Source organism: Chitinophaga polysaccharea (assembly GCF_902150045.1).
GTDB classification, from domain to species: domain Bacteria; phylum Bacteroidota; class Bacteroidia; order Chitinophagales; family Chitinophagaceae; genus Chitinophaga; species Chitinophaga polysaccharea_A.
Window position 1 is genome coordinate 924,542 of sequence record NZ_CABFVU010000001.1, and the last position, 13,712, is coordinate 938,253.

Here is a 13,712-nt window from a genome sequence, read left to right on the forward strand (position 1 = left end):
GGAAATGAAAATTTGCCTCATCCGAAAGTAACAAAAGCGTTTATAGTTGCCGGATTAATTCACTAAATATCAGCGTAAGCTTGGGTTCTGCCGCTTTCGCAGCTGCCAGTACTTCTTCATGGGTGATCACATTTTCTTCTTCACGGATACCGATATCGGTGATCACACTCATGGCAAATACTTTCAAACCGGCATGTGCCGCTACAATTACTTCAGGTACGGTGCTCATTCCTACAGCGTCGCCACCGATGATGTGCATGTATTTGTACTCTGCCCGGGTTTCAAAGGTGGGCCCCTGAACCCCTACGTATACGCCGCTATGCAAAGATATATTGTTGGCTGCAGCAATTTTACCTGCTGCCTCGATCAGTGTTTTGGCATAGGGCTCACTCATGTCGGGGAAACGGGGGCCCAGTGAGTCCTCGTTCTTACCGCGCAGCGGATGCTCCGGCTGCAGGTTGATATGATCCCTGATGATCATCAGATCGCCTACCTGGAAGGATGGATTCATTCCCCCGGCGGCATTGGAAATAAACAAGGTATGGATACCCAGGGCTTTCATAACGCGCACCGGAAAAGTTACCTGTTGCATGGAAAACCCTTCATAAAAGTGAAAACGCCCTGCCATCGCCACAACCGGCTTTCTCTGCATATGCCCCAGGATTAGTTTGCCTGAATGCCCTTCCACCGTTGATTCGGGGAAATGGGGTATGTTGCTGTATGGAATTTCGATGCTGTCCTCAATTTCCGCGGTCAGGTTGCCCAGGCCGCTGCCCAGTATAATCCCTGCCACCGGCTTATGCTGCCAGAATTTGCTGATATATTCCCCCGCTGCTGTGATCCTTGCTGTTAGTTCACTCATTTGTTTATACGTTAATTAAAAGCCGGGTTTAAAAAACAAACCCGCGCAAAGTTATTTTTTAATTCACAAATGACTGCAGTTTTATATTTAAATCATAATGACCTATTTTAGCGGCAAATTTTATTCCGATGAACTTACACGAGTACCAGGCTAAAGAACTGTTGAAAAAATATAATGTACCGGTACAGGAAGGTATTCCGGTGGATACCCCTGAAGCGGCTGCGGAAGCATATAAGCAGCTGAAAGTGCAATTTGGTAATGAATTTGCCGTTGTAAAAGCCCAGATTCATGCGGGTGGACGCGGAAAGGGTAAGATCCGTGGTACGGAACAGAGAGGTGTGGCAGTAGGAAAAAATGCAGAAGATATTAAAAACATAGCAGGAAATATCCTGGGAGGCACCCTGGTGACCATTCAAACCGGCGAAGCCGGTAAACTTGTAAACAAAGTACTGGTAGCGCAGGATGTTTACTATCCAGGCGCTAACCCGGTAAAGGAATTTTACCTGTCTATCCTGCTGGATCGTGCTAAAAGCCAGAACGTTATCATGTATTCCACTGAAGGTGGTATGGATATCGAAGAGGTAGCACACAGCACTCCTGAGAAAATATTTAAAGAGTGGGTAAAGCCAAATATGACCCTGCAGCCTTTCCAGGCACGTAACATCGCCTTCAACTTCGGTTTGAGCGGTGAAGCGTTCAAAAACATGGTGAAATTTGTGACCAACCTCTATAACGCATACGTAGGACTGGATTGCAGCATGCTGGAAATCAACCCGCTGTTCAAAACCAGTGACGACAAGATCATTGCCGTTGATGCCAAAGTAAACCTGGACGACAACTCCCTGATGCGTCATCCCGACCTGGAAGCGCTCCGCGATATTTCTGAAGAAGATCCTACAGAAGTAGAAGCCAGCAAATACAACCTGAACTTTGTAAAACTGGATGGTAACGTAGGCTGTATGGTAAATGGCGCCGGCCTGGCCATGGCTACCATGGACATGATCAAACTGAGCGGCGGTGAACCAGCCAACTTCCTGGACGTAGGCGGTACTGCCAACGCTCAAACCGTGGAAGCAGGCTTCCGTATCATCCTGAAAGATCCAAAAGTTAAAGCTATCCTGATCAATATCTTTGGTGGTATTGTGCGTTGCGACAGGGTTGCCCAGGGTGTTATTGATGCTTACAAATCCATTGGTAACATCAGCGTTCCTATTATCGTCCGTTTACAGGGTACTAACGCTGCAGAAGCCAAAGTACTGATCGAAGAAAGCGGTCTGAAAGTACAGTCAGCTATCCTGCTCAGCGAAGCAGCTGCCCTGGTGAACAAAGCGGTTAGCTGATCGCAGCGGATTTTGTCTTGGAACACTGATTACGCTGATTTTGCTGATTAGTTTGATTTTATTTTTGAATTTTTTATAGATATTTAAGGGAGATGAAAGCGAAGGTTTGCTTTTATCTCCCTTAATTATTTACAGGTTTTCACTTCAGGCTTTTATAAATAGTTAAGGGAGATAAATGCTGATATCGCATCTACCTCCCTTAATTTTATAAAGTCTAAAAAATAAAATCAAACTAATCAGCAAAATCAGCGTAATCAGTGTTCCAAGACAAAATCCGCCCTACTCTCCTTTCTTAGGCGCCGGGGCCGGCATGGTAGCCTTGGGTTTGTTTTCTTTATTGTCCTTATGCTCCTCTTTCGGCTTTGCCGGAGCAGGTTCCTGGCTGTCGGCGCCAGGTGTGGCGTAATCGCTGACATCGCCGGAGCCATAGTCATCTGCAGATCCGTTGCCCACGTTTTCTGATTCGGCGCCGGGTTTTACGTTGGAATCGTAATTCATGTAAATATCGTCTTCACTCATATTCGGCGGCACCGGGAAATGATCATTGGAGCTGATCTTCAGGGTGGGGTCGGCATATACTTTCTGCATGAAATAACCCCAGATAGGTAAACCCGTATTGGCGCCCTGCCCAATGGCTGTAGTGCTGAAGTGGATAAAGTTGTTTTCGCAGCCTACCCACGCACCTGCCAGTAATTTCGGTGTATAGCCCATAAACCAGCCATCGGTATTGTCGTTGGTAGTACCGGTTTTACCGGCTATTTCGCCCTGGATGTTGAAACGGGAACGGATACGCGCACCGGTACCTCCGGGCGCTACCACTCCTTCCATCATCTTCACCATGGTATAAGATTCCCTTTCACTGATCACTTCACGTTTTACCGGTGCAAATGTTTCAAGGATATTGCCGTTCCTGTCTTCAATACGGGTAATATAAATAGGCTTGGTGTTAATTCCCCTGGCAGGAAACATGGTATATCCCTGCATCAGCTCATAAAGCGATAACTCCACGGCGCCCAGTGCAATGGCAGGGTAAGCAGGAATATCGCTGGTAAAGCCTACTTTGTTCTTGGCAAAATCAGCAAACGGTTTGGCGCCAATCTGTTTGATGAGGTAGGCGGCCACCAGGTTTAGTGATTTGGCAAGCGCGCCAGCCATGGTAATGGTACCACCGGTGCTTCCTTCCGAGTTATGTGGCGTCCATCCGTTGATGGAGATGGGCTCATTGGGCAGCATTGTATTGGGCGACATACCATTCATGATCGCAAAGCAATACAGGAAAGGCTTAAAGGTAGAACCAACCTGGCGGCGGGTTTTAGCCACGTGGTCGTTCTTGAAATAACGGAAATCCGGTCCGCCTACCCAGGCTTTCACTTCTCCGCTTTCGGGGTCCATTGCCATAAAGCCCGCCTGTAAAATAGCGCGCATATATTTAATGGAGTCCAGCGGGGTCATGGTAGTATCTATTTCATTCAGGTCCGGTTCAGTAGAACTTCTCCAGCCAAATACCTTCATTCTCACAGGGGTATTGAACGCCCGTGCAATGGTAGAATCGTCTGCTTCGTCATCTTTCATAGCCTTATACCGGTCAGATTCTTTCATATACTGATCCAGGTATTTGGGCCATTTCTTCCAAACACTGCCTGTTTTTACATCGTTTTGTGCAGAGAGCGACTTTTGCAGTACAGCCAGGTGTTTGGCCACAGCTTCTTCTGCATATAACTGCATTCTAGGGTTGATGGTGGTATATATTTTCAACCCGTCGCGGTAGAGGTTATATTCAGACCCATCGGCTTTCTTATGTGTTTTGCACCAGCCTTTCAGCTCATCCCGCAACACTTCCCTGAAATAAGGAGCCAATCCTTTGTTATGGTCAATTTTGTTATAATGCAGTACAATAGGCTTGCTTTTGGCAGCTGCCGCCTCGGCCGGGGTAATAAAACCGGCTTCCTGCATGTTGCTGATAACGGTATTGCGGCGCAGGAGGGCATTTTGCGGATTCCTGCGCGGGTTGTAAAGGGTATTGCCTTTCAGCATTCCCACCAGGATGGCGGCTTCTTCAATGGACAGGTGCCCGGCGTCTTTACTGAAAAAAGTCCTGGCCCCGTTTTCTATTCCATATACATTATCCCCGAAAGCTACGGTATTCAGATACAGGGTAAGAATCTCCTGCTTGGTGAAGTTCCTTTCCAGCTTTACAGCGATGATCCATTCCTGTATTTTCTGGAAGGCCCTGCCGATAGGGTTACCGGAGCGCGTTTTTCCCAGGTTATCCGTTTGCAGGTTCAGTGCCAGCTGTTGGGTGATGGTACTGGATCCTCGTTTTTTACCAATAAGCAAGTAAAAAGGGATGGCCAGTGTGCCTTTTGGGTCGATACCTGAATTATCATAAAAACGGGTTTCTTCTGTTGCTATCAGCGCGTTGATCACGTTTTTGGAGATCTCATTATAGTCGCTGCTGGAGCGGTCTACCTGGTAGTATTTACCCAAAATGGTACCGTCGTCGGCAATCACCTCTGCGGCCAGTGCTGCCCGCGGGTTTTCCAGTTCTTCCAGTGATGGCATACTGCCAATGATCCGGAAGTTAATGAGTAAAACTAACAGAACAAGGAATGCTAAGATACCAAAAGCCACCCGCCACAATATTTTCACCGATTTTTTCATGCGCTAGTTAATTTGTTTTATGGCCAGATTTGCCTGAATTCTTTTATATGAAATGATTTAACACTATCTGTTGGCTATGATTTTCCCGATAAGGTCAATACGCAATAAATAAGCCTGTTTTGTGACAGTCTGACCGACAAAGCTATTTAAAATTCCAAAAATACTTACTGGGTCACATAATTATCTGTAAAAAACTTGCGGTAGCCTGTTAGGTCCTTAGTACTGTTTAATAGGATGAAATTATCCCTGGAAATCACAAAGAAATTGTACTCTGTAGGCCTGATCCGGGGGATGATGTTAGAGGCGGCTTCATCCCGGATCTCATCGTAGTAGGCCAGGGCCTTGTCTTCGTTAGGGAAAAGCCGGAATATCAGCATCACATCATTGGGGGTGAGCACGAAACTGCCTACTTCAATTTTATCTGCCGCATGTTTGGCCGCATTATACCGGGTAAACTGGTTAAGCCCTTCATCCATCAGTTCTTTAGACACGCGCTGGAAAGAGAGCACCACGAAAAACGGGTTATCAGCCGTTAATTTATAAGGGGTGACCGGTTTGGGCGGTGCAACGGTGGCCATTGGAGCCGGCAATGTGCCGGTTACCCCGGCGGCTATTTTAGCGGAATCTGCCGGCGCTTTTGCCGTATTGATCCTGTCAGCCAGCACGGGCTGCGGGTTCTGCCAGGGATAACGCATGGAAATGTCTTCATCCAGCAATACGCCATTGGCGTCTTTCTTCCTTACCTCCAGTTTGGCGAGGTAATCGGTCAGTTCCGCACGGTGGTTCAGGGCATCCATGAGGGCCTGAGCCTGGTTGCGCACAGGTTCATCTGCAGCGTATTTGGTAAGCACGGCCTGCACAGCCTTGCGCGACAGCTGCAGGGTATCTCCGGCCCGCAGGCTGTCTACAGCGAACAATGTATCGGTTTTCACGATCAGCATGGCTTCCAGCAGGTCGAATTTAGACTGCAGGAAATTGATGCCGAAGGTACTGTCGGCCTGCTTCTTCATGGCCATAGACTCCGCATAATTGCCCTTGCGGAAAGCTTCATAAGCTGCGTCATAGGCCGCGCTGATCTCTTTCTTTTTCTGGGCATCAATATCCCTCAACCCGCCGGAACGGATAATATCTGCAAAGTTGGTATTGCCGTATTGGTTCAGTACCATTGCTTTATAGTGATTCGCCTGGGCGGTATGATTTTGTTTTCCATGCCATACATACAGGGAATATAATACCTCCGGCTTACGGGGGTGATCCGGGAAGAGGATCAGCAGGGAGTCGTAGGTTTCTATTCCCAGGGAATAATTTTCCAGCTTATCGTAATACAGTTTACCCAGGTCAAACCAGGCATCCTGCACTGCTTTTTGGGAGGCAGCCAGTTTCTCCGGCGTGAGTGGCAGGCCCGCTGCCAGTGTTTCCGTGCTAACGCTGTCTGGTGGCACTTCACCCAGGGTAACTGATTTTGTTTCTTCTGTTATTTCTATAGGGCCATTGCTGTTGGTGGCATTAACCACGCCGTTCTGGCTGCGGCGCCAGTTATCTACAGACTGGCGGCTGCCCCACCTGCGTTTGAATTCCGAATAGCCGGCCGATTTACTGGCCGAGTTATAGAAATACCAGTCGCCTGTCTCCTCTTTTGGCGAATAGGCGGTACCTCCGCTCATGCTGAAAGCGGCAGGGTTTTCCTGGGGATTGGCGGCGGCCAGTTTCTCTTTCTTTTTCTTTTCGGCGGCTTCGCTTTCCCTTGCAGCGACCATTTTCGACAGTACGATGTTCCTGTCTGAGGGAGATAAGGCGGCTAACCGCTGCAGGCTGTCTTCCCGGTGAATGGTTTCTAGCCGGGCTACCACTTCCGTGAGCACATTTTTGCGGGTTTCCACTGTAGACGCATCCACAAAGTCCTTGGTCATTACGCCCGCGGTGCTGTCATAATATTTCTTTGCTTCGGTGTAGTTACGCAGGTCATAGTAAATATCGGCCATGCCTTTGTAGGTAATGGCGCGTTGCATGAGGTTGTCACTGGGTATTTTCAGTGATTGCTTCATATAGCTGAGAGCGGCCTCCGGGTGATCAGGGTATTCAAGAACGCCCATGGTATAATAGATCCCGTCGCGAAAGCGCTCGAACCGCTGTTTCCGGAGCATACGGCGGAGCCCTGCAATGCTGGCGGCCACATTACCGGTAGTTTGCGCATTGGTTCTGGCAATCTGTAACCGGGCCTGGAAGTCCATCATGGGATCGGGTTTCATGCGGATCACCGTACGGAACTGGTCCAGAGAGGAATCCGGGTGTTGCTGCTGAAGATAGAGCTGGCCGAGTATATACGACATCCTGGCTTTGGCTACTTTATCGTGGCTTTTATCGATGGCCACTTTCAGCGGCTCTATGGTTTCCGGGTATCTTTTCTGGATATAATGGCTGTAGGCGCGTACTTCCGCCAGGTCGCCATCGAGGCGGTGCGGGAAATTCGGATCCGTATTCAGGATGTTTAGCAGCGCCTGTACTTCATCATATTCCTTTTGTTCCAACAGGGTACGGGCTCTCCAAAGGAAGGCATCGTTACGTGCTTTGGTATGTTTGAGGCGACCGAAGAAGCCTTTTCTTTTTTCTTTGGTGGCGATGGAGATCTGGTCATTTTCGTGCGCACCTACTACTGTTTTGTACTCCGACTTTGTTTTCGGGGCGAAAGCGATATTGATATACTGGAAGGTTTTATTGGCGTTTTCCAGGTCTCCTTCATAGAAGTAGGCGCGTCCCATGAGCAGGAAGCAGTCGTCGATCCATTTACCGCGGGGATCGTGAAGCTGGATGGCCATGCTTGTTTTATCGATAACGGAATCCAGTTCCCCTTTGCTGAAACCCTGGCTCTGCAGGCTGAAGGGGTAAAACGGCAGGAGGATGTTGTAGTTGTCCTGTCCGTCCCGGTTAGCGGTTTTCACCACCCTGTCGAGCTTCACCCTGGCATGAAAGTAATAATTGAACCGGGTAGCCATGTTCTGGAAGAATTGTCTTTTCCAGGTCCATTTCTTTTTTTCCAGCATTACTTCGGAAGGGGGACGGCGATCCTGTACCCGTTGTTCACGTGGTTTAAAAAGGGGCTTGGCAACAGGTCTTTGCTGCTGTTGCTGTTTATTGGGGGCCTGGGGATTTGTTTGCTGAGGCTTATTTTGTGCCCGGGCAGCCGGCAAAACCAGGCAAAATGACAATACTATTATTCCCAGATATTTTAGTAGCAGTTTGATGCAGTTCATGGATGCCAGGGTGTATAGGCTAAATATATATAACTTATAGTTTGAAAAAATATTTTAAAGATAGGATAAAATAGTTGATTGAATATGAGTGCGGGAGAAGTGCTGCCGACTTTTTTCCAACAAAGGATATATTTTAACCTCCTGGTTTTCAGATAAAAACCCCTCTTTCTGCCGGTAATCCGTAAAACACTGTTTCCTATTTTACAATAATGATTAACTTTAGCCCGCCTTAAAAGAAACAGTGTTCTTTAAGAAGTACCGCAAAACATGGCTAAGAAGGGTAATAAAAACAGCAGACGAAACCTGGAGAAACTGAGTCATAAATACCGTCTGGTAATTATGAATGATGATACCTATGAAGAAGTGACCTCGTTCAAACTATCCCGGATGAGCGTGTACATAGCCTTTAGTACCCTTTTTGTATTACTGGTGGCCATTACAGTGGCTACCGTAGTGTTTACGCCTTTGCGGTATTACATACCAGGCTACGGAGACCTGAAGCAAAGGAAAGAATTTATCCATCTTAAAATGAGGGCGGACTCGCTGGAAACCGCCATCAACGCCCGCGACCAGTACCTGAACAATATCAAACAGGTGATTAACGGCGCCTTTAACGGGAAAGTGGACACCACTATGTTAAAGGTGCCTGCTGTAGATAACAGTACCTATTAATATATAAATAAAAAAATTTATATATATTTATTTAAATTACACACTAAACTTGAAAAACCTGATTCCCTATGTTTAATAACAATCAGAAATCGAAAGGCGACAACAAAGCCATGCTGCCTACATCAACTGTCAACATTATAGGCAATGGCACATCTATCCAGGGTGATATTGTGTGTGAAGGCGACATCAGGATCGATGGCCAGGTAAACGGGCTGGTATCTACAAAAGCTAAAATAGTGGTGGGTCCTGAAGGGGAGATCACCGGCGACCTGATATGCCAGAGCGCTGATATCCTGGGTCGGGTAACAGGCATCATCAAGGTGGATGAATTACTGTTCCTGAAAGGAAATGCTTTGGTGAAAGGTGATGTATACACCGCTCATTTCGAAATGGAGCCTACTGCTAAGTTCAATGGCCGCTGCTACATGGACGATCAGCAGCCGGCTGATAATCAGAAACATGGAAAAACCGTCCTCCAGGAAGCAGAATAACCGGAATCCGCTGTTACGTTACGCCGGCCTGGCCTTCCAGATGATGACCACGCTGGGTTTGGGTGTATTTGCAGGATATAAACTGGACCACTGGATAGGCTGGCGGTTCCCGGTTTTCCTGATCATTTTTTCTTTAGTTGCATTAGCCATACTTTTGTGGCAAATTATAAAAGACACCCGACGGAATGAGTGATAGATTTTTTATACGGTTATTCGCAGTTTTTGGAATTTTAAACGGACTTGTTATCATATTCAAACCCAGGTTGCTGGACCTCGGTACGCATGTGAATGTGCTGATGGCCGGTAACCTGATCATGGCTGTTATCTCCCTGGTGTCTTATCTGATGAGCCGCCGGGGACTCGCTTCCTCCAACCACAATGCCTTTATCAGGGCCGTTTATGGCGCCACCCTCAGCAAACTCTTTCTTTGCGTTATAGGCATCGCTGTTTATGTGCTTATTTATAAGCCCAACGTAAGCAAGCTGACTATTTTCATGCTGTTGTTCCTGTACCTGGTATATACTGTATTTGAAACAATCAGCCTTTTCCGGCTGACCAGGCTAAAAAAGTAATCTATTTGAAAAAAGAGGCGCCTTTAAATGCTTTAGCGTCCTACCTGCCTGAAGGGACTTTCGGACAGGTAATGGATTTTCTTACTACCTATAAGGTACACCTGACTGTTACACGCGAACGGTCCAGTATACTTGGCGACTACCGGCACCCCGACGGCCAGGGTAAAGGTCACCGCATCAGCGTGAATGGCTCCCTGAATAAATATGCATTCCTCCTTACCCTGCTGCACGAAATTGCACATCTCACCACTTTTAATAAATATGCCAACAGGGTGGCCTCACATGGCAAAGAATGGAAACAGGAATTTTCTTTTATCCTGCGCGATTTTGTAGGAAAGAACCTGCTGCCTCCCGATGTGGAAGCCGCCGTGCGCCAAAGTATGGCCAATCCTGCTGCCAGCTCCTGCGCCGATGAAAACCTGATGCGGGTGTTGAAAAACTACGACCGGCAAAGGGAAAATCATTTCTTCGTTGAGCAGGTACCGTTACATGGCCTGTTTAAAACCAAAGATGGACGCGTATTCCGCAGGGGGGAGAAAATAAGAAAACGCTACCGCTGTGAAGAGATAGCGTCTAAAAAATGGTTCCTTTTCAGTCCTGTATACGAAGTGGAGCTTATTCCCTAGCTCTTCTCCCCTACATAATGCAACACCGGGTAAGCCATGGCACGGTTAATCAGCTGGATTTCCAGCTGAAGGATTTCCGCTTCTGCTTTTGCCTGGAGCTTTGGCGCATCATCAGTGGGCTTGTGATAGTCGTCGTGCCCGCCGGTATGAAAAAACATCACCGGCACTCCGTTTACATAGAAATTGTGATGATCGGACGCGCCTTTCCCGGCCGCATCTGTAAAGAACTTAATACCGGGTTGCTGCACTTCCTTAAATACGGCGGGCCATTCTTCCGCACTGCCATAGCCACCAATACCAATTCCTCTTTCCGGGTTATAACGCCCTATCATATCCATATTGAGCATGAAATGCATTTTATCCAGCGGCATCAATGGATGCGCGGTGTAGTATTTTGATCCCTGCAGTCCCAGCTCTTCCCCGCCAAAAGCAATGAAGAGAAAGTTAAACGGTTCTTTGCCCCGGTTTTTCACATAATGCCTGGCCAATTCCAGCAGGCCGGCTACGCCGGAAGCATTATCATCCGCGCCGTTGTGGATTTCGCCAACCGGATATTTACCATCAAATAATGCGGCCGTTCCCAGGTGATCGTAGTGGGCGCCAATAATAATCGTACGTGCGGCCCCGTTATCCAGGTACCCGATCACATTCCGGCTGGGAATGTTTTTATGCGCTTTCCTGTCGAATGTAAAATCCTGGAAGAAACTGCCGCCATTCACCGGCCGCAATCCCAGTTTTTTAAACCGTTTGGCTACATAGCGGCTGGCGGTTTGCCCTCCTTTTTCCGCGGTGCCCCTGCCTTTCAGCTTATCAGAAGCCAGGTAGTTCACTATTCCCTGTATCCTTGCGGCATCAGGAATGGTATCCTGTGCCTGTACGGCCGTGATTGAGCCGGCAGCGCACATCAATAAAATCCATCTCTTTATCATATCCGTCCAAAAATAGAGAAGGCTTCCTTAAGGGGAAGCCTTCTGCGAAAAAATATCATTGAAATGTTCAGATTGTATTAATCCTACTTTTTCTTCTGTTGCATTTCCTGCTGGCGTTTCTGGACCTCTTCCAGTTTTTCCTGCCATTTGGATTTGCTCTTTGGTTTCTTTTTGTTTTCCTGGATCTGCGCGTGGATCTTATCATGGTTAATGATAAACTTCTGGATCACGAATTGTAACAGGATACTGATCACGTTAGACAGGAAATAGTAGAAGGTAAGCGCCGCAGCGAGACGGTTAAAGATACCCAGCAGCATTACCGGCATCACATAAGGCATATACTTCATCACCGGGTTGCTCTGATCGGTCATTCCACGGTTGTAGAAGGCCAGGATCAAACTGGTGATGGTCATGAGGATGGTGAACAGGCTCACGTGGTTGCCGTAGAACGGTATGTTGAAGCCGAGGTTCAGGATAGAATCGTAAGTAGACAGGTCTTTTGCCCACAGGAAGCTTTCCTGGCGCAGCTCAATAGACGACGGGAAGAAGCTGTACATCGCCACCAGGATAGGCAGCTGCAGCAACGCAGGTAAACATCCGCCCAGCGGATTTACGCCGGCGCTCTTAAAGAGCTTCATCTGTTCTACACCAAATGCCTGCTGATCATCGCCGTATTTCGCTTTCAGTTCATCAATTTCAGGTTTCAGCACTTTCATCTTCGCCTGGGAAACATAGCTCTGGTAAGTAAAAGGAGCGATCAGCAAACGAATGAAAATGGTGAGCATGATGATGATGATACCGTAGTTGCTGATAAATCCGCTCAGGAAGTTAAACACCGGGATGATAATAAAGATGTTCACATACTTCACAAAAGCAAAGATACCGGTACCCAGCGGGATGATCTTCTGCAGACCAATATCAAAAGATTTCAGTGTTTTATAGTGGTTAGGGCCATAATAGATTTCAACCGGGAAGGAGAAATCGTTGGCGCGGTTGTACGGGATCTGTATGGTGCTGAAGGTTTGTCCTACGATATTAGGGCTTACAGGAACTTTCGTGTTTACATCCACATTATTGAAAAGTTCCTTTTTAGCAATCAGCGTGGTATTGAAGAACTGCTGTTTTACACTTACCCATTTCAGTTTGTTTTCCAGTTTTTCATGACTGGTACGGTTAAGGGTAAAGTAATCATGCTTGTCATTTTCCAGCATATAGTGCACCTGGTTGTTCAGGCGCTCGTTTTCTATATCATGCTCCTGTTTATCTTCCTGGGTATTCCACTGCAGGCTCAGGTAATTCTGGTTACCCGGCAGCAGGTTTTGCAAACCAACCGCATGGATAGTATAATCCACCAGATAGCTGCCTGGTTTCAGGGAGTAAATAAACTCCAGGTAAGAAGCAGGATTACTGGTATTAAGACGGTAAGCGATTGTTTTTACACCACCCGCACCTTCCTGTGGCTGGCCGGCGGTGAAGAACAGATCCGCGCTGTTCAGCATTTTTGTTAAGCTGGCTGGCACTTCTACCGAAAGACGGTTAAACGAGCCTTCCACCAGCATCAGCGGACCGCCATCATAAGCTTTGTATTGTTTCAGTTGTACACTTGCCGGTTGGCCACCTTTATTGGAAAAAGTGATCTTTACCACGTCGTTTTCCAGTACTGTATTTTGCACATTGCCGGTAGCGGCAGCGGCAAATGTGCCGAATTCACCGTTTAACAGCGCCTGGTGGGCTGAATCCAGCTGTCCTCCTGCGGCGGCGGCAGCAAGGCTGACAGTATCAGCTAAAGGTGTTTTAGGCTTGTTAAGCTCTGCGATGGAATCTTGCCTGGCTTTTTCCCTTGCGGCTCCTGCCTGTTGTTTCTGGTTAAAGAATATATATCCTACCAGCAAAACGCCCAACAGTAAAAACCCAATGACCGAATTTCTATCCATGAAATGCAATTAAAATTTAGGCAGCAAAGGTAAGCAGGATTTTATGAAATGACCATGCTTTTTAGGTGAAACCCCTGTTAAATGCGGTTAAAATAATAAATAAGTAAAGGAGATGCGTATTACATTGAGGATCAAAGCGAATACGATCGCCTTCGGCGATTGTGCGAAGGTTGTCTGGCTCAGGATTACGCTGATTATACTGATTAATTTGATTTGATCATTTGGATTTTAGAAGAATAAAGGAAATATAATAAAACACATAATAACACTTATTCATATATCTCCTGGATCACAAAAAGATAATTGGCGTGATCATTTTAATCCTGAAAAAGATAATAATAATTAAGGGAGATAAGCGAGCAATCCGCTATCTC

11 protein-coding genes are annotated in these 13,712 nt (G+C 47.1%); 6 read left to right on the forward strand and 5 right to left on the reverse strand.

The features are described from left to right. Positions 1–40: 40 nt before the first annotated feature. Positions 41–862: a purine-nucleoside phosphorylase gene (locus FN124_RS03785; RefSeq protein ID WP_142683447.1), complete on the reverse strand. Its 822-nt coding sequence runs from the start codon at positions 860–862 to the stop codon at positions 41–43. Positions 863–990: 128 nt separating this feature from the next. On the opposite strand from FN124_RS03785, the gene sucC reads away from it, so the two are divergent. Continuing rightward, positions 991–2,202 carry an ADP-forming succinate--CoA ligase subunit beta gene (gene sucC / locus FN124_RS03790; RefSeq protein ID WP_142683448.1) on the forward strand — a complete coding sequence of 404 codons (1,212 nt, stop codon included), beginning with the start codon at positions 991–993 and terminating at the stop codon, positions 2,200–2,202. Positions 2,203–2,481: 279 nt separating this feature from the next. On the opposite strand, the gene FN124_RS03795 is transcribed toward sucC, so the two are convergent. Next, on the reverse strand, positions 2,482–4,863 hold the full coding sequence (locus FN124_RS03795; RefSeq protein WP_142683449.1) for a penicillin-binding protein 1A: 2,382 nt from the start codon (positions 4,861–4,863) through the stop codon (positions 2,482–2,484). Between the two features lie 164 nt (positions 4,864–5,027). Continuing rightward, positions 5,028–8,114, reverse strand: coding sequence for a type IX secretion system periplasmic lipoprotein PorW/SprE (gene porW, locus FN124_RS03800; RefSeq protein ID WP_142683450.1), 3,087 nt, complete (start codon positions 8,112–8,114; stop codon positions 5,028–5,030). A 267-nt stretch (positions 8,115–8,381) separates the two neighbouring features. Between porW and FN124_RS03805 the strand changes: the two genes are divergently transcribed. The 5 genes from FN124_RS03805 (at position 8,382) to FN124_RS03825 (ending at position 10,475) form a co-directional block, all read left to right on the forward strand. Further along, a complete protein-coding gene (locus FN124_RS03805) occupies positions 8,382–8,786 on the forward strand; it encodes a hypothetical protein (protein WP_142683451.1) in 405 nt (134 codons plus the stop codon). A gap of 68 nt (positions 8,787–8,854) precedes the next feature. Next, positions 8,855–9,277, forward strand: a complete 423-nt coding sequence (locus FN124_RS03810; protein ID WP_142683452.1) for a bactofilin family protein — start codon at positions 8,855–8,857, stop codon at positions 9,275–9,277. After that, positions 9,246–9,470 (forward strand): AtpZ/AtpI family protein, encoded by a 225-nt coding sequence (locus FN124_RS03815; protein WP_142683453.1) that lies wholly within the window; start codon positions 9,246–9,248, stop codon positions 9,468–9,470. Before FN124_RS03810 ends, FN124_RS03815 begins: the two co-directional genes overlap by 32 nt. After that, complete coding sequence (locus FN124_RS03820; protein ID WP_142683454.1) at positions 9,463–9,849, forward strand: hypothetical protein; 387 nt, start codon at positions 9,463–9,465, stop codon at positions 9,847–9,849. The genes FN124_RS03815 and FN124_RS03820 overlap by 8 nt, the downstream gene beginning before the upstream one ends. A gap of 5 nt (positions 9,850–9,854) precedes the next feature. After that, the gene (locus tag FN124_RS03825) at positions 9,855–10,475 is read left to right on the forward strand and encodes a SprT-like domain-containing protein (protein WP_142683455.1); all 621 of its coding nucleotides are present in this window, start codon (positions 9,855–9,857) and stop codon (positions 10,473–10,475) included. On the opposite strand, the gene FN124_RS03830 is transcribed toward FN124_RS03825, so the two are convergent. Together FN124_RS03830 and yidC are read right to left on the reverse strand one after the other, a co-directional pair. Then, the gene (locus FN124_RS03830; RefSeq protein WP_142683456.1) at positions 10,472–11,404 is read right to left on the reverse strand and encodes a M20/M25/M40 family metallo-hydrolase; all 933 of its coding nucleotides are present in this window, start codon (positions 11,402–11,404) and stop codon (positions 10,472–10,474) included. The two genes, FN124_RS03825 and FN124_RS03830, sit on opposite strands and share 4 nt — an antisense overlap. An 83-nt stretch (positions 11,405–11,487) precedes the next feature. After that, a complete protein-coding gene (yidC, locus tag FN124_RS03835; protein ID WP_142683457.1) occupies positions 11,488–13,338 on the reverse strand; it encodes a membrane protein insertase YidC in 1,851 nt (616 codons plus the stop codon). Positions 13,339–13,712 lie beyond the last annotated feature (374 nt).